Source organism: Kitasatospora sp. SC0581, from assembly GCF_048159585.1.
GTDB lineage: Bacteria > Actinomycetota > Actinomycetes > Streptomycetales > Streptomycetaceae > Kitasatospora.
In genome coordinates, this window is the sequence record NZ_JBLRWA010000030.1 from 75643 (window position 1) to 96420 (window position 20778).

Annotated in this window: 20 protein-coding genes; all 20 read right to left on the reverse strand. The window is 72.2% G+C overall.

The annotated features are described in order from the left end of the window. Positions 1–68 precede the first annotated feature (68 nt). The 20 genes from folE to ACLWS4_RS31305 all read right to left on the reverse strand — a co-directional run bounded on the left by folE (position 69) and on the right by ACLWS4_RS31305 (position 20336). The gene (folE, locus tag ACLWS4_RS31210; protein ID WP_416875893.1) at positions 69–662 is read right to left on the reverse strand and encodes a GTP cyclohydrolase I; all 594 of its coding nucleotides are present in this window, start codon (positions 660–662) and stop codon (positions 69–71) included. Further along, positions 659–1393 (reverse strand): 7-carboxy-7-deazaguanine synthase QueE, encoded by a 735-nt coding sequence (locus tag ACLWS4_RS31215; protein ID WP_416875894.1) that lies wholly within the window; start codon positions 1391–1393, stop codon positions 659–661. Before ACLWS4_RS31215 ends, folE begins: the two co-directional genes overlap by 4 nt. After that, positions 1390–1866 carry a 6-pyruvoyl trahydropterin synthase family protein gene (locus ACLWS4_RS31220; protein WP_416875895.1) on the reverse strand — a complete coding sequence of 159 codons (477 nt, stop codon included), beginning with the start codon at positions 1864–1866 and terminating at the stop codon, positions 1390–1392. The genes ACLWS4_RS31215 and ACLWS4_RS31220 overlap by 4 nt, the downstream gene beginning before the upstream one ends. Continuing rightward, on the reverse strand, positions 1863–2222 hold the full coding sequence (locus tag ACLWS4_RS31225; protein ID WP_416875896.1) for a hypothetical protein: 360 nt from the start codon (positions 2220–2222) through the stop codon (positions 1863–1865). The genes ACLWS4_RS31220 and ACLWS4_RS31225 overlap by 4 nt, the downstream gene beginning before the upstream one ends. Continuing rightward, entirely contained in the window at positions 2219–3157 is a 939-nt protein-coding gene (locus ACLWS4_RS31230; RefSeq protein ID WP_416875897.1) for a hypothetical protein, read from the reverse strand. The genes ACLWS4_RS31225 and ACLWS4_RS31230 overlap by 4 nt, the downstream gene beginning before the upstream one ends. After that, a complete protein-coding gene (locus tag ACLWS4_RS31235) occupies positions 3154–4053 on the reverse strand; it encodes a hypothetical protein (RefSeq protein ID WP_416875898.1) in 900 nt (299 codons plus the stop codon). The genes ACLWS4_RS31230 and ACLWS4_RS31235 overlap by 4 nt, the downstream gene beginning before the upstream one ends. Then, positions 4050–4895, reverse strand: a complete 846-nt coding sequence (locus ACLWS4_RS31240) for a hypothetical protein (RefSeq protein WP_416875899.1) — start codon at positions 4893–4895, stop codon at positions 4050–4052. The genes ACLWS4_RS31235 and ACLWS4_RS31240 overlap by 4 nt, the downstream gene beginning before the upstream one ends. A 69-nt stretch (positions 4896–4964) precedes the next feature. Then, the gene (locus tag ACLWS4_RS31245) at positions 4965–5186 is read right to left on the reverse strand and encodes a hypothetical protein (RefSeq protein WP_416875900.1); all 222 of its coding nucleotides are present in this window, start codon (positions 5184–5186) and stop codon (positions 4965–4967) included. Positions 5187–5331: 145 nt separating this feature from the next. Next, on the reverse strand, positions 5332–6606 hold the full coding sequence (locus tag ACLWS4_RS31250) for a hypothetical protein (RefSeq protein WP_416875901.1): 1275 nt from the start codon (positions 6604–6606) through the stop codon (positions 5332–5334). A gap of 79 nt (positions 6607–6685) precedes the next feature. Continuing rightward, positions 6686–7909, reverse strand: coding sequence for a recombinase RecT (locus tag ACLWS4_RS31255; protein ID WP_416875902.1), 1224 nt, complete (start codon positions 7907–7909; stop codon positions 6686–6688). A gap of 304 nt (positions 7910–8213) precedes the next feature. Beyond that, complete coding sequence (locus ACLWS4_RS31260) at positions 8214–8522, reverse strand: hypothetical protein (RefSeq protein WP_416875903.1); 309 nt, start codon at positions 8520–8522, stop codon at positions 8214–8216. Positions 8523–8925: 403 nt separating this feature from the next. Continuing rightward, positions 8926–9147 (reverse strand): hypothetical protein, encoded by a 222-nt coding sequence (locus ACLWS4_RS31265; RefSeq protein WP_416875904.1) that lies wholly within the window; start codon positions 9145–9147, stop codon positions 8926–8928. Between the two features lie 17 nt (positions 9148–9164). Continuing rightward, a complete protein-coding gene (locus ACLWS4_RS31270; protein WP_416875905.1) occupies positions 9165–9341 on the reverse strand; it encodes a hypothetical protein in 177 nt (58 codons plus the stop codon). After that, on the reverse strand, positions 9338–10027 hold the full coding sequence (locus ACLWS4_RS31275) for a hypothetical protein (protein ID WP_416875906.1): 690 nt from the start codon (positions 10025–10027) through the stop codon (positions 9338–9340). The genes ACLWS4_RS31270 and ACLWS4_RS31275 overlap by 4 nt, the downstream gene beginning before the upstream one ends. Positions 10028–10044: 17 nt before the next feature. Next, positions 10045–12873: a hypothetical protein gene (locus tag ACLWS4_RS31280; RefSeq protein WP_416875907.1), complete on the reverse strand. Its 2829-nt coding sequence runs from the start codon at positions 12871–12873 to the stop codon at positions 10045–10047. A gap of 12 nt (positions 12874–12885) precedes the next feature. After that, the gene (locus ACLWS4_RS31285; protein ID WP_416875908.1) at positions 12886–13710 is read right to left on the reverse strand and encodes a hypothetical protein; all 825 of its coding nucleotides are present in this window, start codon (positions 13708–13710) and stop codon (positions 12886–12888) included. Further along, positions 13710–17504: a hypothetical protein gene (locus ACLWS4_RS31290; RefSeq protein WP_416875909.1), complete on the reverse strand. Its 3795-nt coding sequence runs from the start codon at positions 17502–17504 to the stop codon at positions 13710–13712. The genes ACLWS4_RS31285 and ACLWS4_RS31290 overlap by 1 nt, the downstream gene beginning before the upstream one ends. Then, complete coding sequence (locus ACLWS4_RS31295) at positions 17497–17760, reverse strand: hypothetical protein (RefSeq protein WP_375875641.1); 264 nt, start codon at positions 17758–17760, stop codon at positions 17497–17499. The genes ACLWS4_RS31290 and ACLWS4_RS31295 overlap by 8 nt, the downstream gene beginning before the upstream one ends. A gap of 5 nt (positions 17761–17765) precedes the next feature. Beyond that, positions 17766–18359, reverse strand: a complete 594-nt coding sequence (locus ACLWS4_RS31300) for a hypothetical protein (RefSeq protein ID WP_416875910.1) — start codon at positions 18357–18359, stop codon at positions 17766–17768. A 351-nt stretch (positions 18360–18710) separates the two neighbouring features. Beyond that, entirely contained in the window at positions 18711–20336 is a 1626-nt protein-coding gene (locus ACLWS4_RS31305; RefSeq protein ID WP_416875911.1) for a protein kinase domain-containing protein, read from the reverse strand. Between the last annotated feature and the right edge of the window lie 442 nt (positions 20337–20778).

Here is a 20778-nt window from a genome sequence, read left to right on the forward strand (position 1 = left end):
CGCGGTCCCGGCCTGGCCCTGCCATCCTCCCGTGGGATAGCCCGCTTGGGCACAACTCCCCTGCGGTGTCAGGCTGGTGGCGGCACGAGGGCGAGCACTTCGGCGCGACGGGCCAGGTCGGCGTGGAGCGCCCCGGTCAAGTGGGTGGTGACCATCGCGGCCCCGTGCGCGCGGGCGCCGCGCAGGGTCATGCAGGCGTGCTGGGAACGGATCAGGCAGGCCGCGCCCTGGATGTCGAGGTGCGCGCCGAGGGCGTCCACGACCTGCTGGCCCAGTCGCTCCTGCACCTGCGGGCGGGCCGCGAACTCCTGCACGAGTCGGGCGAGCTTGGACAGGCCGACGATGCGGGCTCCCGGGGTCGGCAGGTAGGCGACGGTGGCCCGGCCCGTGAACGGCAGCACGTGGTGCTCGCAGAGGGCGGTGAACGGCACGTCGACGGCAGCGATCAGCCCTGCCCGCTCGCCTTCCGGGGGGAAGGTGACGGCGAGGTACCGGGCCGGGTCCAGACGCACGCCGGCGGTCAGCTCGGCAAGGGCCTTCGCCATGCGGCGCGGGGTGGCCGCGGTGGACTCGGTGTCGCACGGGATGCCGAGAGCGGCAAGCAGGCCGGCGGCGTGCTCGGCCGCGCGCGCCAGGTCGGCGGTGTTGGCAGGGGTGGTCATCGGTTGCGTTCTCCAGGCCACAGCAGCACGTGCTGCCGCATCGTCAGGTTCCAGTCACGCGCGATCACGTCGTCGGCCAGGGCCCGGGCGACCTCGATGGTGCGCTCGGCGGTGGTCCCTTCGGGCATCACCCAAGTCGCGTGCGGGGGAAGGCGGAAACGGTCCACCAGGTCGGCGATCTCCTCCAGGTCGTCCGGGCCGGCGGCGACGAACTTGAAGCGGGCACGGCCGCGGTGGGCGAGGTCGGCGAAGACCTCTAGGGCGTCCGGCTTGATCCGCCGTTCTTCCGGCATGCCGGAGTTCGCCAGCTTGGGGCTGACGTTGAAGGTCAGCCGCGGCACACCGAGGCTGACGGGCCGGGGCGGGATGGTGCCGTTGGTCTCGATCTCGACGCGGCGGGTGGTGTAGCGCAGCACGGCCATGAACGAGCGCCAGGCGTCGGTGCGCTGGTGGAGCAACGGCTCGCCGCCGGTGATGACGATGATCGCGTGCGGGTGCCCGGCTGCCCACTCGGCGAGCTCGACCACCGGGACGCGGCCGATCTCCTTGCGCAGGTCGTACCGCTTGCCGTCCCACGTGTACGGGGTGTCGCACCAGCCGCAGGCCAGGTTGCAGCCGCCCAGGCGCAGGAACAGGGCCCGCTGGCCGGCGGTCGGCCCTTCTCCCTGGATGGTGGGCCCGAAGGTCTCGGCGACGGGCAGGCCTGCGTCCGGCAGGACGAGGGCGCTCACGGGGCCACCGCCGTCCAGGAGGCGGCGTTGACGGCGGTCTCGGACACGCCGACGTGGGAGACGTACGCCCCTGCGGCCCGGGGCAGGGTGTGCAGGGCCTCCGTGGCGACGCGGCCGAGCAGTTCGGCGACGGCCTCCACGCTCGGCCAGCCGAGGCCGGCGGCGTGCTGCTCCTGCTCGGTCGGGTCCTCGGCACCGAAGCGGTACAGCTTGCTGCCTTGTGCGGCGAGGACGGGGGCGAGCGGGTCGCCGGCCCCGAGCATGGTGCCGTGGTCGAGGAAGGTGTCGATCCACGTGCGCAGGGCCCTTTTGAGCGCGCCGAACTCCACGACGGTGCCGGCGGCGAGCGCCGGGGCGGTCACGGTGATCTCGACCACCCAGGAGTGCCCGTGCAGGTTCTCGCACTTCCCGGCGAGGTGCGGCAACCGGTGCGCGGTCTCGAAGTTGTGGCGGACGGTGACGGCGTGGCTCACAGCTGCTTCTCCTCGATCCCGAGGTGGAGAACCGCGCCGGCCTCTCCGTCCTCGGACACGGCGACCATCGTCACCCTCAGGCCGGCGCTCCTGACATGGTCGGCGAGGGTGCGCGCCAGGGTCTCGCACGAGGCGGGCCCACACTCGCGGGCGCCCGGGCCCCACCAGCCGCGGATCAGGTCGCCGAGGTCGTGGAACTCGGTGTCGCGCTCGTCGTGGGCGACGGCGACGCCGACCGTGATGTGGAACAGGTGCCGGTGCCGGGCCCGCAGGTAGGAACGGTGGTCCGGCGCGGCAGGCCAGTAGTGGAATCCGGGCAGCTCGACTTTGGCCCAGACGGTCGTAGTTGACTTCACGAGGATCGTGCCTCCGGTTCAGTGACGGGCGGGTAGGACGACTGCCCCAGCAGCTCGTCGCGGGTGGTGCGGGCGAGTCGCCACACAGCGGTGGTCGCCGAGACGGTCTGCGCGCACATCAGGCAGCAGGCGGTGCGGCCGCGGGTGGGGTGTGCCGGCTGGTCGAGGTCGTACGCGAAGCCGCGGTTGATCACGCCGACCTTGCGCAGCAGCGCGGAGTCGACGCGGACGTCGGGCCAGCGCAGCGGGCCGAGCCAGGTGGAGGAGTCGCAGGAGTCCGGCGGGACGGCAAGGCACCATTCGTTGACCGTCAGGCCGAGGACGTGGACCCACAGGTCGGGGTACTGGCGGTGGCGCTCCCACAGGGTGTGCAGCAGGCGCAGCCGCACCGGCGCCGGCGCCTGGACGACATTGCCGAAGCAGATCCGGTCGTACTGCTGGGCGAGCTCGTCGAAGTAGTCCCAGCCGTCCACGAGCGGGTGGTAGACGGGGATCGGCGTGAGGCCTTCGCCTTCGAGGCGGGCGCGGGTGCGGATCTTGTTGTCCCGGCCACCTTGGTCCAGCTCGATGTAGCCCCACAGCCGGTCGCCGTGGCGCTGCACCAGCTCGACGTACCGGGAGTACAGGTCATCGAACCCGTCGATCTCCTCCGGGGCGAGGCGCAGGGCCTCGTCCATGGAGACGCCGGGGTGGGCCCGCTTGTACTGGTTGGTCAGCCAGAAGATCCCCGAGTCGAGCAGCACGCGGTGCCCGGCGTCCAGCAGCTCGACCAGCCGTCGTTCGTGGCCGGCGGTGAGCAGGTCGTTGGTGGCCAGCAGCACGTGGTGCGGGTAGTGCTCCGAGTCTCCTGCGGCGAAGTACAGGTGCCGGTCGGCCGGGTCGAACGCGCCGCCGCCGGTGCGCTTCACCGCGGCGGGCTGGTGGCTCGGGCTCACTGCTGCGCCCCTTCCAGTGCGGTGCCGCCAGGGGCGCCGGTCAACTCCTGGACGCGGTGGGCGGCGTGCCTCCAGCAGGTGCCCAGCGCCGTTGCGGCGTCCGCGCACAGCCGGGCGGCGGCCTGGTAGGAGTCGCTGTCGCCGGGGGCGTAGCGGAAGCCGGCGGGCAGGTTGCCGACGCGCCGCAGCAGGGCGGTCTCGATCCGCTGGTGGTTCCAGCGCAGCGGGGCCAGCCAGGACGAGGAGTCGCAGGAGTCCGGGGCCAGCGGCAGGCACCACTCGTTGGCGGTCAGGCCGAGCGCGTGGATCCACAGGTGCGGGTGCTTCTGGCGGCGCTCCCAGATCGTGTGGAGCAGGCGCAGCCGCACCGGGGCAGGGGCTTGCACGATGTTGCCGACGCAGATCCGGTCGTACTGCTCGGCCAGCTCATCGAAGTAGTCCCAGCCGTCCACCAGAGGGTGGTAGACCGGGATCGGCGACAGGCCGAGGTCGTGCAGGACCTGGCGCTGCGCCCGCTTGTGCAGCAGGCCGCCTTGGTCCAGCTCGATGTAGCCCCATAGCCAGTCGCCGTACGTACGGGCCAGGTAGACGTACCGCTCGCGCAGTTCCGCGAACCCGTCGATCTGCTCCGGGGGGAGCGCCAGGGCCTCGTCCATTGAGACGCCGTGGGCGCGGCTGTGCCGGTTGGTGAGCCAGAAGATCCCGGAGTCGAGCAGCACCTTGCATCCGGCGTCCAGCAGGTCGCGCAGCCGCCGTTCCTCGGCGTCGCCCATCACCTCGTTGACGGCCGTCAGCACGTGCGGGCCCGCGTTGAACTCGCCACCGCCTGCGGTGAAGTAGATGGGCCGCTCCGACCGGTCGAAGGTGCCACCGGCGGTCGGCAGGGCGGTCGTCACGACTCGTCCCGGAGCGTGGGCGACTGCCCGCTGATCCGCTCCCACTTGTCCAGGAGGTGGCCGGCCAGGTAGCGCTCGGGCTGCACCATCACCAGGCGCCGGCCGACGGCCCGGTCCGCGAACGGGGCGAGCGGGGTGGGGTAGGGCAGGAAGAGGCTGCCCTCGATGAGCAGCGGGGCCCACTGCGGCCAGCCATCGAAGACCTCCGCGACGACGAGGCGGTGGTCGCCGAGTTCCCACACCTGGCCGGTCTCGACCTGGTGCTCGGGCTCGCCAACGGTGACGCCGGCCAGGGCCAGGAGGTCGCCGCGGTTGATCTGCTCGGGCTCGGCGGCGCCGTCGTCGTCCGCATCGCTCGTGTCGTCGGCTTGGCCGCCCGCGGCGACGTCTTCGAGCATGGCGTCGATCTGGGCGTGGTCGAATCCGGTGGCGGCGAACAGCGCCGGGTCGACCTGCTCCAGGTCGGAGAGCATCGCCGCGAGGCCCTCGCCGTCCCAGCCGCCGACGGTGGTCAGCTGGTTGGAGGCGATCAGGTAGGCCTCGGCGTGGGCGTCGTCGCGGGATGCCCAGCCGCGCACCACGGGGACGGTCCACGTGCCGTCGGCGGTGACGACCACCCCGTCCGGGGCCGGCTTCCCCGCGTCGCGGCGGCGCGCGAGGGTCTCGTAGCGGCCGTGTCCGGCCACCAGCCGGTCCGTGCGTTCGTCCAGCAGGCCGGGCTCGGTGAAGTCGAACTGCTCCACGGAGCGATCCAGCCCGTCGTCGTCGTGCCCTTTCGGGTTGCGGGCGGCGGGCCGGATCTCGTCCAGCGGCACGTAGTCGATGTAGCGGGGGGCTGCCATGAGCGGTGAACCTAGGCGGCCGCCCGGGGTTAGGTCGCGTCGAGCAACTTCCGGTACTGGGGTCGGGGTTCAGCCTCCGGCCGGACGGCCGAGGGGCCGGTGCAGGTACCGGGCTCGGATCGGGCCGAGCGGGCTGAACGGATCACCGAACTCGGCGACCATCTGCTCGTAGATCGGTGCGCCGGGGTCTCCGGAGGGCCGCACCGGCACGAGGTACGCGGCGGGCTGAAGGGCGGGTGGCCGCCGGGCGAACCAGGGCGAGCGGGGTGCGGAATCGTGCGGGCTGGTCACGGCGGTCCTCTCAACTGGCCTGTGATGGGCGGACGTTAGATCAGGCGACGGACAGTGGGTCGCTTCAGCGTCCGGGGTGGGCCTGGCCAGGCGCGGGCGTGGAGCGCCTGGCCAGGGAGACTGATGCGCGCAGGGTTTGGCGGCCTTACCGGCGTCCACGTTCCGGCGGGTCGCCGCGCTTGGCCGCGCGGACCCGGCGGACGTGGGTGCTGCCGCTCGTGCGGGTGCGCTTGGTGGGGTAGTCGAGTTCGTGCAGTGCGGGGCGCTCGTTGGGCGGGTTGTCCCAGAACGCTTCGAGCTGCCGGACGCGTCCTTGATGGTCCGGTTCGGGGTCCTTGAGCCGTCCAGAGGTGCGCACGTACTCGTACTCGCCGTAGGTGTCGGCCGGCACCCCGTCGAGCAGTGCCTTGGCGACGTTCTGCGCCTTCTCGGCGGCGGACTTCGCGGCGCGGAGCCGGTCGTACTCGCCGAGGGCCCATTCGATGTCGGACCTGTCGGTGACGAGGGTGTACGACTCCGGGGAACGGCCAGCGGCCTGGGCCTCTGCCATGTTCCAGCAGTCGGTGCGGGCCGGGCAGAACCGTTTGCAGATCACGTCGGTGCTCGGCCCGGACCTGTCCCGGGGCAGTGCGGTGCCCAGGTCGAGGGCCGTGGCGATCGCGGTCAACCGCCCGAGTGCGCGACGGGCGGCCTGCTCGTCGAAGGGCCGGACGAACTCCTCGTCCACGCCGCTCTTGCGCTCGAAGTAGATGATCCTCACCTCGGTCACCCGCTCGCCAGCAAGGTGCAGGGCGAGGGCGTACAGCTGCGTCTGGTCCCATTCGGTCTCGGGCGGGCCGTCGTCGCCGACCAGCGCCCACTTCCAGTCCCCGGCGGTCTTGTAGTCGTAGAGGACGCCGGTGACCGGGTCGTACTCGTCGTAGCGGCTCGGCCGGTCCAGACCCGGCAAGGTGACGGACTGCTCGAACAGCCGCCAGGGGTAGAGGGCGCGCCGGCGGCGGGACACCGAGTCGTGGATCAGGGTTCCGGCCCGGGCCGCGCGCCGGTCCACGGGGGCCGGGGTGTAGCCGGGCGGCGGATTCTCCCGGTACCAGATCGCGCGGCGGCAGGAACTGGTGTCAGACGCGCCGATCGACCACTGGCCGGGCTTCTTGGGACGGCGGGAGCGTCGGCGGCGGCCGGTGCGCTCGGATGCCGCGAGGTCGTCGCCGAGCCGGTTGTGGGCCGCCACCTGGGCGCGCTCCAGGAGCACGTCGGCGGGGTCGCGGCGGTAGCGGCCACAGCTGGTGGCGGGGTGGCCGCCGGAGCGCTTCTGTCCCCGGTGCTCGTGCCGGGGCGCGCCGCACCGGCACGGAAGGGGGCTGGGCCCGATGAGGCGGGCGTCGGCGAGCGTACGGGCTCGCTCGATGGGGAGCGTCATGAGGTGTCCGTGTGGCAGGCCCGCAGGACCGCGCGGTCGGGGCACGGCCCTGCGGGCGGGGTGACCGGGGAGAATCGGGCTAGCCCTGGTGGGCGTCCTCTCTGCCCCACACGGTGGTGTCGGGGTCGAGCCGGATCAGCAGGCCGCCGGCCTCGACGTGCTCGGCCGCCTCGGGGTGGGACCCCAGCGCGGCCAGAACGTAGGGGCGCAGCTCGGCGAGCAGGACGGCAAGCTGCCCGCCAGTTACCTCGTCGAGGCTGGCCCCCGTCGCCTCCCGCCACCGGTGGGTGATCTTGTCGACGGTGCTGCCCATCACGGAGGCGTAGGCGTGCAGCTCGCGGAGCAGCTCGTCTGCGGTGGGCGGCTCGTCTTCCGGTCCGGCGGTTGGCTCGTCTGCCTCCGCGCCAGTCACCGGCGTGTCCTGCCCCGTGCTCTCCTCGGGGGCGGTGCGGGTGGAGGCGGTGACGACAGTGCCGGGGATCACCGTGCCCGGCTGCGCTTGGGCGCGGGCCGCCTTGCGACGCTGTGCCGAGTCCTCGCGAACCTGGTTGGTCTGGGCGGCGTCGGCCTGCGCCATCTCGGCGTGCTCGTAGATGTTGACGAACTCGCGGGGGAAGGCCACCCGCCAAGCTTGGGCCTCGGCCACCTTGCCGATCATGTGGACGCCCATGGTCGGCCACAGCCCCGAGAGTACCTTCTGCCCGGTCCGTTCACCGCGCACCCACTCGTCCTTGGTCACCGCGAACTCGCTGAACAGGGCGACGGCCTGACTGACTGTCGGGTCACCGGCGATGCTGTAGTGCTCGATGCGGCACATCGCGGCGGCGGGCGGTCCGGGAGCGAGCCACACCTCGACCCATCGGCGGCGGGTGATCCCGTCTTCGCCCTGGATCCACCATGCGGGGTCGGTCTCGGGACCGGTCCAGAACGGGCCGATGCGGCGGATGAAGCGGCCGCTCCGTTGCCCGATGTGCCGGAAGCCGTCGATCCCGGTCTGCGTGGTGTAGTAGATCTCCTCCTGGTCGAACACCTTGCGCTTGCGCGGGATGTAGTAGATCTCGCGGCGGAAGGGGTCCAGACCGGTGCTCTTGCAGATGTGGAAGAACGCGACCTGCTCAGCCATCGGGGCGTCCTTGAGGCCGATGGTGGCCATCGCCGCGCGCTGGGCCTTCGTCCAGAACCGCTGTTCGCTGGTGATCTCAAGGACCTGGTCGGCTGTCTCGATGGTCATCTCCGCGCGGTTGTCCGTCAGCGGAGTGACCTGCTCGGACACGGGCTGGGTCTGCTCTGTGGGTGTTGTCACCGAATGGTGCCTTCCTTGTCTCCGTGGCGGCACCGGGGTTCGCAGGTCCCGGTGTGGCTGCCTGCCTCCACCCTCCCGCTACCGGCGTGCACGTGGGAACACCCACCACGTGGCCAAATCGGCTGCGGAGAAGGGAGATTAGGAAGTGTGGCCGCCGGGCCCGCGGGTTGCGAATCCGCCCGGGTCCGCGTGCTCCCCTTGATAGGAGACAGCCCCGAGGGGCTTGTTGCCAGAGCACGCGGTCGGTCGGCCCGGCGGCCACATCATCACTCTAGGGTAGCGCCGGCCGCCGACACAGGGCCGGTCACCATCCGGACCGGCGGTCCGGGGCTGTCGCGCGTTCCAGCGCTCCGGCACCGGCGTACTGCCACAGGCCGTCGTAGAACGTCTTGGACGCCACGACGGCGAGGGCGACGGTGGTCAGGGCGGTCTGCGCGTGGGCTATGTCCCCGCGGGCGAGGACGGTGACGATGCCGACGGTCGCGGACGTCACGGTGCCGATGAGGGTCCGTACCCCCTTGCTCCAGTCGGGTTGCTGGATGAGCGAGGTCGCCCAGGGGGTGAGGGCGCCGAGCAGCAGGCCCCATGCCTCGGTGTCGGTGAGGATGTTCACGGTGGTCTCCGGTGGTCTGTGGGGCGGGGCGGGTGGTTCACAGCGGCCAGGTCGCGGCGATCGCGGTGCCGGCGGCGGCCAGGTAGCCGGCGGTGAACCGGTAGCGGGTCAGCAGAGGGCCGGTGCGCGGGGCTACTCCCGTGGCGGCCGCTCGTCCCTTGACAGCGCGGCCGGCAGCCCCGCAAGGGTCAGGCCCGTGATGATCACGCTCGGGTCGACCGGCGGCGTCCACGCCTCCCTCACGATCACGACCGCTCCGATCAGGAACAGGACCAGGTCCCGGACCGTCTTCCAGCCGGTGATCTCGCTCCATCTGGCCCTCCGTCGGTGTCGTCGGCCAGCGGGAGGCTGCTGGTCGTCCGGGTCCCGGTTCACAGCGGGGGACGGTATGGCGCGGCGGTGCCTACGGTCGCGTCGAGGCGGCGGATCGCAGTTCGGCGACGGTGGCTTCGAGTTCGGCGATCCGGCGGGCCAGGTCGGCTTCCCGCGCGACGCGTACGGCGTTCTCCTCGCGGGCGAGAGCGAGTTCTGCCTGTGCCTGGCTCCAGGCTTCGGCCATCTGGGTGCGCAGCCGGGCGATGTACGGCTCGGCGTCCACGGTGATGGGTTCTGCGGTGTGCGCCATGGTGGTGGGGGCTCCGTTCACTTGGCCGGGCTGGGGGTGTCGCCGGTGGTCGGCCGGGTGCATGCGCAGGCGGCCGACTTCCGCAGATGCTGGACGCCTGCCCTCAGCAGGGCGGCTTCGGCGGGAGTGAGCCGGCGGCGGTCGGCGGTGCCGAGCAGGTGGTCGAGCTGTTCCGGGGTCGGGTGGTTGGTCATGCCGTCTCGTCTCCGTTGCCCTGGTGGGCTTCGTCGCGTCGGGGCAGGGCGGCGTCCCACACCGGTGTGGTGAAGGCCTTCGGGTCGGAGCGGGCGGTAGTGCCGTCGGGGGACGGCTGGGGTCGGGCGAGTTGTTGCCGGGCCTGCTCCACGAGTTCAGCCTTGGCCGCCACGCCCTCGGGGGTGATGCCGTGGTTGCGGCGGATCACGTCGAGGGGGTCCTGCGCGGGCCGTGCTGCCGCCGCTCGGAGCGCGCCTGCGGCGGGGCCGGCCGTGACGGCGGCACGGGTCCGCTTGGCGTGGGCGATCCGGTCGAGGTGGGCCTGGCGGGCGGTGGCGCGGTCGGGCGCGTTGTGCAGGGTGACAGGCTCGGTGTCCCCAGCGGCGAGGCCGTTCACCGCCTGGACGGCGGGGGCGGCGAGTCCCTTCGCGGCGGCCGGGTCGGTGTGGCCGTTCTCCAGCGGGTCCGGGACGAACGGCTCGTGGAGCAGCATGTCGAGGATCATGTCGATGCCGGCCGGAGTGGTGTGGTCGATGTCGTACTCGGCGGCCCGCCACTCCAGTGAGGAGGTCGGGAAGATGGTGATGTGGTGCTCTCCGTCGGGCCGTTGCTGGCGCACGGCCCAGCACGGCGTGGATCCGACGTTGATCCGGGTGGTGTCGAGCACCCGGTACTGCTCGGGCATGGTGATCCCCGTTCCTGTCAGATGCGGTAGCACCAGAAGCCGACAGAGCCGTCGGTGCTGGCGGAGGCGAGGGTGGTGGTGAAGCCGGTGAGGCTGGACGCGGTGACCTGCCAGGCCCGGACCGCCTGCCAGTCCCGCAGGGTGACGATCGGCACCATCGGGGACTTCATCGTCGGCCCGTAGGAGAGCGACATGGCCGTCCAGTTGGTCATCCCGGCGGTGCCGGTGAACAGCCCGCGGTCCGGCTCGGTGTACCAGTAGTTCGGGAAGGTGCCCTTGTACTGCAGCGCCGAGTTGTCGAGCCACAGTTCGCTGTCGCTGCCGTCGTCGTTGCGCCGGCCGAACTGGGCGCCTCCCTGCGATGCGATCACGTAGCCGTGGACCTTGTCCTCGACCATGTAGGTGAGGGCGGCGCCCTCACTGGCGTTCATCCGGACGGTGCCGCCCCAGGGCTTCTGGGTATCGGTGCGGATGGTCTCCAGGGCGGAGACGTACTCGGTCAGGTAGAGCCGGTAGGCCGTCGACTGCCCGTTGTGCGGGAAGGTGCCGCTGTTCAGCCCGATGTACGCCGCGCCGTTGCCCCCTCCGACCGCGTTGATGAAGGCGTAGTTGTTGCCGTTGGTGGGGAAGAAGCGGATCTCCGGGAGTCCCCCGCCGGGGTTGATCTCGATGCGCTGTCCGGTGGTTCCGCTGGACAGGCCGCCGACGATCCGCACGTCGCCGGTGGTCGCGGAGACGGCGATGGTCTTCACCCCGTTGGCGTTCCACGCCTCGATGCCGCCGGAGTTCAGCTCGACCCTCGCACCGGTGTCGGAGGTCTTGATGCGCGCGGAGACCGTGATGTCCGCGTTGAGCTTGCCGACCGTGAGCTTGCTGGCGGACACCGTGCCGATGTTGGCGTCCTGGATGGTCGCCAACGCGATCTTCGCGCCGATGATCGTGGCGTCCGCGAGCTGGGCCGTCCCGATGATCTGGTCGGCGAGGTCGGACCTGATGACGACGGTCGGGACGGCGGAGGCCTCGGCGGACGGCTGCGAGGCGTTTCCCGCCCGGTCCCGGGCGACGAACTTGACGTAGTAGGTGGTGCCGTAGGACAGGCCGGTGATCGGGGCGGCCGCCGCTCCGGCGAGCCGGTCGACGATCGTCGCCGCGCTGGGAGCGAACCCGGCCGCCGTGGAGGCGTGCACCTCCAACTCGGCGAAGTCCGCTGGCATTTCCTCGCCCTGCGCGCCGAGTCCGTCCCACACGGCCCGCACCGCGCCGATCAGCGAGGACACCACGGGCTTCGACGGCACCGGGGGCGGGGTGGTGTCGCTGGCGAGGATGGTCTCCTCCGACAGCCGCCAGGTGGAGGAGTTCCCGGAGGCGTCCACGGTGCGCACCCGGGCCTGGACACGCTGCCCGGCGGGCAGCTGATCGTAGTGCGCGATGGTTCCGTTGACGGCCTGCTCGGGGGACCACTGCGGGTCCCGCCCCGCGATCCGCAGGCCAGGCAGCAGGTAGGAGACGTAGTAGTTGCCGGCGTCGTCGTACACGGTGCCGTCGGCGTTCCGCGTCACCGCCGGCCAGGACACCGCGAGCGCGGCGTGCTGCTGCCCGTTGCGGTCCAGGTAGGCCCAGGAGCCGAGCAGCACCGCGTCCGGGGCCGTGGGGGCGACGGTGTCGTTGCGGTCGCCGAGCGGCGGCAGCGGGGTACGGGAGGCGGTCGCGGAGCCGTTGGTGAGGGCGTCCAGCTGTCGCTGGACCCGGATGCGCTGCTCCACGAACAGGTCGTTCAGTTCCAGGCTGCTGGTGGGCTGGCCGGCCTCGTCGTACGTGGTGGCGATGGTGCGTACCCTCAGCGGCTCCAGGGTGGCCGGGTCGGTGCGCCGCTGGTCGTAGCGGATGTAGTCCCCGGGCCGGTAGTCGGTGCCGGGCCAGTGCCGGGTGGCGGCCGGGTCCAGCTCGATCGTGAAGCCCTCGGAGGCGGCGCCCATACCGCCGAGGGTGACGCGGGCGAGTTCGGCGAGGGTGGCGCCGTCGGTGATGCCGCCCCGGCCGTCGAAGGCCTCGCGGCGTCCGTAGCGGGCGGCCGCCGTCGGGTTGACGACTTCGGCGAGGTTGCCGGAGTCGCCGGCCGCCAGCAGGTGGGAGCGCACCGAACGGCGGGAGCGCTGCCGGGGGCCCTTGAGGACGTCCCGGCCCAGGTACAGCACGATGCCGGGGTGGTCGGTGGCGCACGCGGTGTCGGGCACGTAGGCGCGCAGCCGGTAGCTCTCCATCCGCACATCCGCCCATCCCGCGCCGGTGATCGCCGCGACGGTCTTGAGCAAGTCGCCGCCGGCGTCGTACTGAACCGTGTACGTGGTGGGCCAGGGGCGTCCGGCGCTGTCGGCGGCGGAGGTGAAGTCCCAGCTGACCTCGGGCAGGGCACCGCGGGCCTGGGCGCGTTGAAGCAGGGTGGCGAGGATCGCTCCGGGAGTGGCGTTGACGAACGGGAAGTGCGCGTCGAGGCCCTGCACGGCCTGCCCGGGGGTGTGGCCGACCGGGTAGATCACGGCGCGCTCCAGCAGGGCGAGAGCGCCCCGGCAGCCGACCTGGACCGGCCGGGCCTCGCCCGCGTCGTCGGCCGGGTCGTCGCCGTCGTCCTCCAGCAGGTACCGCTCGGGCTGCTCGACGCCGTCGATGACGAGGGAGAGCCGCGGGTCGTCTCCGGACAGCAGGCCGGCGCCCGGGGCGTTGCGCGGGTAGGTGAAGGTCAGCGCGCCGGCGCCGTTGTGTTCGGCCTGCGTCTTGAGGTCGGCGGGGTAGGGCAGCAGCCCGAGCAGGCTGCCGCTCGGGCTGGAGATACGCAGGTGCACGGCCACGGTGTTCTCCGGTCAGGTCAGGTAGGCGCGGCGGCCGGTGACGGCGAGCCGGGTGGTGGGCCCGGTGTTGGTGCCGGTCAGGCGCACGCTCGGCGGCTTGCCGGGCCTGCCGGGGGCCAGGCGCAGGAAGGCGGGCCCGGTGAGGGTCAGGCGGCCCGGGTCGGGGACGAGGCCGCCGGTGCCGGTCAGCTGCCAGGTGGCGGCGTCCACGGTGAGGGTCTGCCCGGCACCGATCTGCCCGGTGTAGGTGAAGGAGTCGCCGGTTCCGTCGGTGGTGTCGGTGACGGTCGGGGCGGTGATCGGGCCGGAGAGCAGGTAGGCGAGTTGCTCCATGGGCGCGGTGGCATCGGCGAACTCGGTCAACGCCAGGTCCTGCGGGACGGTTTGGCCGGGAGCGGTCGCCTGGGTGCTGGTGTCGGCGGACACCCAGTACCCGGCGGGCACGTTGACCTCCAGGCTGATGCGCATGCCGCTGTGGCCCAGCGGGGTCGGGGTGAGCGCGGACAGGACCTCGCCTTCGCAGCGGCGGATCTGGCCGGCGGCGGTGTGCCGCTCGAAGGTGAGCAGCCGGTGCGGGCGGGCGACGACGCGCAGCAGGTCCTCCCACGCCGCTTCGACGTCCTGCCAGCCGCCGGTGGTGGGGGCCAGCCACAGGGCGAGGGTGAACTTGCCGGGGCCGTGGTGCTTGGGGCGCCACAACTCCCCGATCTTGTTGGGCACGGCGGCGTTCGCGCCGATGACGGCCGGGGTGCCGGTCAGGCCAGCCCGGTACTCGACGTCGCGCACCAGGCCGTCGGTGAGGTCGTAGCCGTCCACCAGCCAGCGTTCGCGGGCCATCAGGCGCTCTCCTTGTCGAACAGGCCGAAGCTGGCGAGGGCCCGCAGCCGGTTGTTGACGGTCTCGCCGGGCGTCTCGGGCAGCGGGTTGGTGATGTACTGCACGATCGCGCCGGGCGAGATGACGGTGCCGATGCGCTCGCCTTGGCCGCCGCCGTCGGCGAGCTGCCCGCGGGCGGCGTTGATGGCGCTGACGGCGCCGCCACCTCCGAGGCCCCGTACGGCCTGCGGCGTGAGGACGCCTTCGCCGGGGCTGAGGCGGGCCAGGGCGCTGTCCTGGCCGGGCGCGTAGCCGGGCACCACTCCCCCGGTGGCGTAGCCGCGTACGAAGGCCAGCACGCCGTCCACGGCCCGGTTGACCATGCCGCGCAGCATGCCGCCCCACGCGGTGTCGGGCATCCAGTTGAACCAGCCCCTCACCGGGTTGAGGGCCTTGGCCAGGGCGCCGGTGGCCCAGCCGCGCATCTTGTCGATCGCGCCGTCGACGAGGCCGCCGAGGAAGAAGCCCTGCACGGGCGCGCCGGCCTCGGCGAGCCGTCCGGCGCGGGCGGCGTCGTTGAGGGCGGTGATGCCGCCTTCTCCGCCGAGCTGGCGCACGGCCTGCGGCACGAGTACGCCTTCGCCGGGGGAGAGCATGGCGGGCACGGTGTCGCGGCCGGGAGCGTAGCCGGGCACGACGCCGCCTCGGGCGAACCCGACGGTGAAGCTGGGCAGTTTGCCGAGGCCGAAGGCGTCGGCGATCCAGTTCCAGGCCTTGCGGATCCCGCCGTCGTACACGGTGTTGACCAGGAAGCGGATCGGCGGGGCGAAGATCCCCGACAACTTGCCCCACGACCAGGCCGCGAAGGACACCATGCCGTCGAGCGCGGAACGCACACCGTCGGCAAGCCCGCTGATCGCCCCGTTGACGGCGTTACGGAACCAGTCGACCTTCTGGTAGGCCGTGACGAACCCGAGCACCAGGGCGGCGGCAGCGGCGACGATCAGCATGATCGGGTTGGCGGACAGCAGGGTCAGGGCGCCGCGCACGGCGCCGATCGCGTTGGCGACGAACATGATCCCGCCCGCGACGCCGGCCATCGTCAGCAGCGCCGAGACGAAGGCGCCCATGCCTGGGATCGACAGCAGCACCTGCACGGCTGTGGCGACGGCCTGGATGACGAACAGGAACCCGGACAAGGTGTTGCCGAGGCCGCCGAGCTGGGCGGCGATACCGACGATCGAGGAGAGCAGTCCGAGGAGCTGGTCCCACAGCTGGCCGTTGCCGAGCGATCCGGCCAACTGCATGACCGTGGGCAGCACTTCGGTGCGCAGCCGGGCGATCAGCGGCGCGAGTGCCGGGTTGTTGGTGAAGTTGAACCAGGCGACGCCCAGGGCGCCGACCAGCCGCCCGACTTCCTGGAGGACGGGGACGGTGTTGGCGAAGTATCCGGCGAGCTTGGCCTGCGTCTCGCCTTCGCCGGTGAGCGTGCGGAAGGAACTCGCTGCCAGAGCGAGCGAGTTGAGGAGTTGCTGTCCGGCCGGGGCGGCGGCGCGCCCGATGTTGAGGACACCGGCGCCGATGTCCCGCAGGATGCCCCACAGCTGTGCGCCGGTGTCACCGGCGCGCTGGAAGAACCCTTCGAGCTGGCCGCCGTCGCGGCGGGCCTGGATGAACGCGGCGGCCAGGGCGAAGCCGCGCTCCGTGGCACTGGCCAGGCGCTCCAGCAGCGGCGCGGCGGCGACCGTGATGTTGCGCAGGCCGTCGGCCGCGCTCAGGCCGGCGTTCGCCAGCGAGCCGATCACCCTGGTGTTGGTCGAGGCGACCTGCGCCAGGTCCGCCCGCCACGGCCCGGACGTGGCCATCTCCGCGCCGCGCTCGGCGGCCTGGCCGAGTACCTGCCCGGTGTCGCCGATCGCACGGTTGAAGATCGGCAGCAGGCTCAGAGCCCGGCCGATCCCCCTCTCCAACGGAGGCAGCAGCGCCTCCTGCGCGGTGTCCCGCAGCCCGCGCAGGGCGGGCTGCACCGTGCCGGAGATGAACCGGGCGAAGCGCTGCCCGGCCGGGGAGAGCGCTTTGAGTACCTCCTCGGCGGCGTTGGCGGCGCTGCTGGTGCTGTTGAGCGCCTGGGACTGGTCCCGCAGCGCGCGGGCGACGTCCCGCTGGGCGTCCGCTACTTGCTCGGCGGAACGTTTCTGCTGGCGCTCCGCTTCGCGGACGGACTTGTCGAGGTCGTTGTGCGCGTCCTGGACCTCGCGCACCGCCTCGACGCGGGCGCGGGCGGCCTGCTGCTCGGCCTCCTGGACGCCCCGGACCGCGTCCTGCTCGGCCTCCTGGGCGCGGGCCAGCTGCTCCTTCGCGGAGGTGACCTGGTCACTGCCCTCGACGCCCTGCTGGTTGGCCTTCCTGACGTCCTCGGCGAGCCGCTTGTTGCGGGTGCGGACGTCCTCGAGCTGGTTGACCGCCTCCTGGTAGGAGATCTGGGCTTCGCGCCGGTCCGTCTCCGACGAGAACGGGGAGACGTTGACCTGGTTGAGCCGGGAGCGGGCCTGCTCCAGGGACAGCAGCGCCTTCTGCTCCTCCAGCGGCCCCCGGGCCGCGTCCCGGTTCAGGTCCTCCAGGGTGCGCTGCGCGGCCTGCCGGGCGTCGTTCAGCGCCTGCTGCGCCTGCGCGGCGGCCTGGTGCGCCCGGGTGACCGTGAGCTCCGCCGCCGCCAGCTGCCGGTCGGCGGCGGCGACCTGCGCCGCCGCCCGTTCCTGGACGTCGGCCAGCCGGCGCCGGGACTGCGCGACCTGCTCGGCCCCGCGCAGGGCCTGCTCGTCGCTGTCGCGCTGGGCGGTGCCGAGTCGGCGCTGCGCGTCCGCCACCCGGTCGGCGGCGGCCTGCCGGGCCTGCGCGGAGGCGCCCGCCGCTCCGGCGGACTGCTTGTCCGCCTGGCCGAGGGCCTTGACGGCGGCGCCGATGCCGGAGAACGCGGCCAGCAGGGTGCCCAGGCCCTGGACGGCGGCGCCCGCCGCTCCGGGAAGGGCACCGAGCAGGCCGACCGCGGGCGCGGCTGCCGCGCCCATCGCGAAGAGCCCGGCGGCGACCTGGGTGAGGGCCTGGCCGAGCGCGAGCGCCCCGGAGGCCATCGCGGGCAGGCGGGCCAGCCCGGCGACGGTGGAGCCGAAGCCCTCGGCGGCCTGAAGGAACCCGCCGGATTCGCCGCCGCCGGCGGAGCCCCGGGCGTTGAGGGGGACGTCGACCGGCCGGGACGCGAGCGTGCGGAACGCCGCGAGGCGGGTGGTCGCGGCGGCGGTGTCGACGTCGACCCGCACCCGCACCGACAGGCCGGCCAGCGCCTCCCTGACGCGGGCACGCAGACCGGCCGTCTCGACGTCCAGGTCGAGCTTGACGGTGGCCGCGGCCGCCTCGGCGGCGGCCCGCACGCGCTGGCGCAGGTTCCCGGTGTCGAGGCCGACACCGACGCGCACGTACGCGGCGCGGGCGGTCGCCGCCCGTACCTTCTCCGCCAGCCCGGAGGTGTCCGGGTCGACGGCGACCTTGATGCGGGCGCGGGAGGACTGCGTGGCCGCCTGGACACGCTGGCGCAGCCCGGCAACGTCGACGTCGACCGTGACCTTGATGCGGGCGCGGGTGGCCTGCGCGGCGGCTTCGACGCGCTCGCGCAGCCCGGAGGCGTCCGGGTCGAGCCGGATCTTGGCCCGCAGGTTGCGCACCGCCGCATCAACGCGCGCCCGGGCATCCGTCGCGAACCCAGTCGAGTCGGCGACGACCTCCACCACGAGGCGGCCGGAGTCGATCTCCTCACCCACGGTCGGCCGCCTTCCCGCTACGGCGCAGCACGGCGACCGCCCGGGCCATGCCCTGCCCGCCCCGCCCGCGCGCGCGACCAGTGCTCAGGTAGGCCGGGCGCGGCAGCTCAACCGGCCGGCGCAGTCGGTGCTCCGCCGCCAACACCGACACCAGCTCCACCAACTGCGCCAGCAGCTCCTGCGTCAGGCCCCAGCGGTCCGCGCCGACCTCCGCCTCGTCCCGGCGCAGCAGGGCCTCGGCAGGCAGCCCCCGCATCAAGGTCAGGAGACGTCGAGTGCCGAGGAATCCGGGGTCACCGGGCCGCCGCCAGACGCCGCGGGCGTCGAGCTGGTAGTACCGCTGGAAGTCGGCTTCGAGGTCGTCCCACCGCTCGAAGCAGTCGCGGACGGCCCGATGAGTTCCCCCAGGCCCCCACCACCCGAGAAGTACTTGGTCCAGGCGTAGCGCACCAGCTCCAGGAGGTCGGCGTGGCTGGGACGCTGGGCCATCAGCTGCTCGTAGCCGTCCTCGCCCAGCAGGCGGCGGCCCATCTCGGCAGCGGCGGCCAGAAGATCGGACGGCAGGCTAGGCTCCGAGCCGAGCACGTCCACGATCAGGCTGGCCGCCTGCGTCTGCTGCTCCCCCTGGGCCTGGGCGGCCTCCACCAGCGAGCGCAGCAGCAGGGGCAGGTACGGGATGCCGATCAGCGGCTGCCACACCTCCAGCGGCAGCTCGGCCGGCAGCATCGCCACGGTGGCGCCGCCGAAGATCAACGGCTCCTCACCGACGGTGTACTCGGCCTTGGCGGCGCGCGCCTTCTCGGCAGCGGCAGCCAGACGGCGCTCACGGGCGGCGTCGAGGTCGATCCCGACCATGTCGGCTCCTCGGTCTGTCGGCAACGGAACGCCGCAGACCGTAGGAGGGGAAGACAGTTAACGTCGCGCCGGGCCGCCAAGCGCGGCCAGGAGCATGACCGCGGCCCCGGAAGGCGGCTACGTGGACGCTGAGCGCGAAACCTACCTGGACGCAGCCAAGGCGCTGCAGGTCCGCCCGATCCGGGAGAAGGCCAGGGTTGGGGGCAAGCACCAGAAGGTGCGGCAGTCCGCCACGAATAGGGCTCTCGAGGACGAGTAGGGTCTGGCCTGGCAGCGCGGCACGATACACATGACATCACGCCCGGGGATGACTCTGTGACGCTACGTCGCAGCAAACGGGGTGTCCGGCTGTCAGAGCCTCTTCGTGCACAGGGCCATAGAATCGAACTTATCCGTGTTGTACTGGACGTTGGACCCGTTGACGACGATCGTCGGGCACTTGTCGCTCGACGGTGGGAGTCGGGCGAACACCTTGTAGTAGCCCGAGCCAACGTACGGGCCCGCCTCCTTGAAGGAGTTGCGGACCTCCATGAGCCCGCACGGCATTGTGTACCACCCAGAAGACGGCGACTCCCAGGCTATACAGTCGCCGACCTGAACGTTGCTGATGTCTTCCTCTTCGAACAGAGGACTGAGCACACAGACTGCGCCCGCGATCAGGGCCAGCACGAGGAACGTCGCGACCCCGCCCCAGGTGTACCGCACCCGACGGGAGGCTGGAATGCGGGCCGTCCGCGTGCCGATGCCGGCGATCGCGGTGCCGATGCGGGCGGAAGCCCCGGCCTGTCGGTGGATGGCGTAGAGGATACCGCTCTCCGGGGCGGTGATCAGGACGTCTCCACGGCCTGAGGTGACTTCGAGCAGTGGATCGCCCTTGCTGATCGTGTCCCCGACCTGCCTGAGCCAGCGGACAACGGTCGTACGCTTCGCCCCGCCGTTCACTCCGGGGATCCAGGGCAGCGTTACCGTGGAATATCCAGCCCGGCCAGTCCGGGCCTTGGCCACAAGGGGAGGGATGCCGGGTGCGCGAGCGGTGCGTTCCTCGGTGAGTGCCTGGCGATCCGCCTCCGTCGGTGGGTGGAAGGAAACGACGGTGGTCAACTTGGATGTCTCGGCGGCCTGTTCGGTGATCATCGCGGTCACGTTCGGCGGCAGCCACGCGGTGGCAAGGTGGGTCTGCCCAGCGCAGTGATCCAAGACTTGGGCGACGCTGGGACGCTGCTTCGGGTCCTTGTCGAGACAGGACGCGATCAGCTGCGCGAGCACGGGCGGGAGGCCGGTGAGGTCGGGCTCGTGGTGAACGACGCGATAGCCAACAGCTTCGGGGGTGGGGCCGTCGCCGAACGGGCCACGGCCAGCGGCGGCGTACATGAGCACGGCGGCCAGGCTGAAGACGTCGCTCTCTGGCGTGGCCAGGCTTCCACGGAACTGCTCGGGGGACATGAAGGACGGGGTGCCGATCACAGCAGTGCGGGTAAGGCCAGAGGCGGTGTCCAGGGCACGGGCAATACCGAAGTCGATCACGCGTGGGCCGTCTGCGGCGAGGATGACGTTGCCGGGCTTTAAGTCCCGGTGCACCACCGAACAAGCGTGGATCGCAGCCAGGCCCTCAGCGAGGCCCGCTCCGAGCATGGTCACCGTCTCGGCAGGCATCGGGCCGTACCGGTCCACCGCCTCTCTTAGCGAGGGACCCGGGATGTAAGCGGTGACCAACCACGGCTGATCGGCCTCGGGATCGGCATCCACCACCTGAGCGGTGTAGAAGCCGCCGACGCGGCGGGCCGCCTCGATCTCATGGGCGAAGCGCTGTCGGAACTGTGCGTTCTCAGCGAGCTCCGGCCGGACCAGTTTCACCGCGACGGACAGCCCGCCAGGCGAGCGGCCCAGGAACACCTGGCCCATCCCGCCGCTGCCCAGGCGGGCCACCAGGCGGTAAGGTCCGACCTTCTGCGGATCGGTGGCGGACAGCGGTTTCATCGGCAGTCCCGTCGGCATTGTGCATGTCACTGTCGGAAGAGTCATGATTCCACCAAGTCACCTTTCCGGACAGCGGCTTGATAAATCACGGCGCCTTGACCGCTCAGCTGCATCCGGGGGCCCGCCGACTCGCCTCCAGTGGCCCCGCCGCCTCCGGCGCGAATGCGGCGATGCCCCGGCCGGGGGGGTGGGCCGGGGCATCGCGGGGTCGGGCGACCCCAGGGGGGAGAGGGCCGCCCGACGTGATCCACAGTAGGCGCACGGGCTGCGAATGGGCACAGCCCCAATGCGGCTACTGACCAGGGAAGTTCACGCCGCAGCCGGGGCGAATCCCGGGTCGTCGGTCAGGTCGTACCACGGGTCCGCTCCCTCCCCGCCGATCACCTTCAGCTCGAGGGGCAGGGTGGACTCGGCGTCGTTCGGGTACTTCTGGGCCACCGAC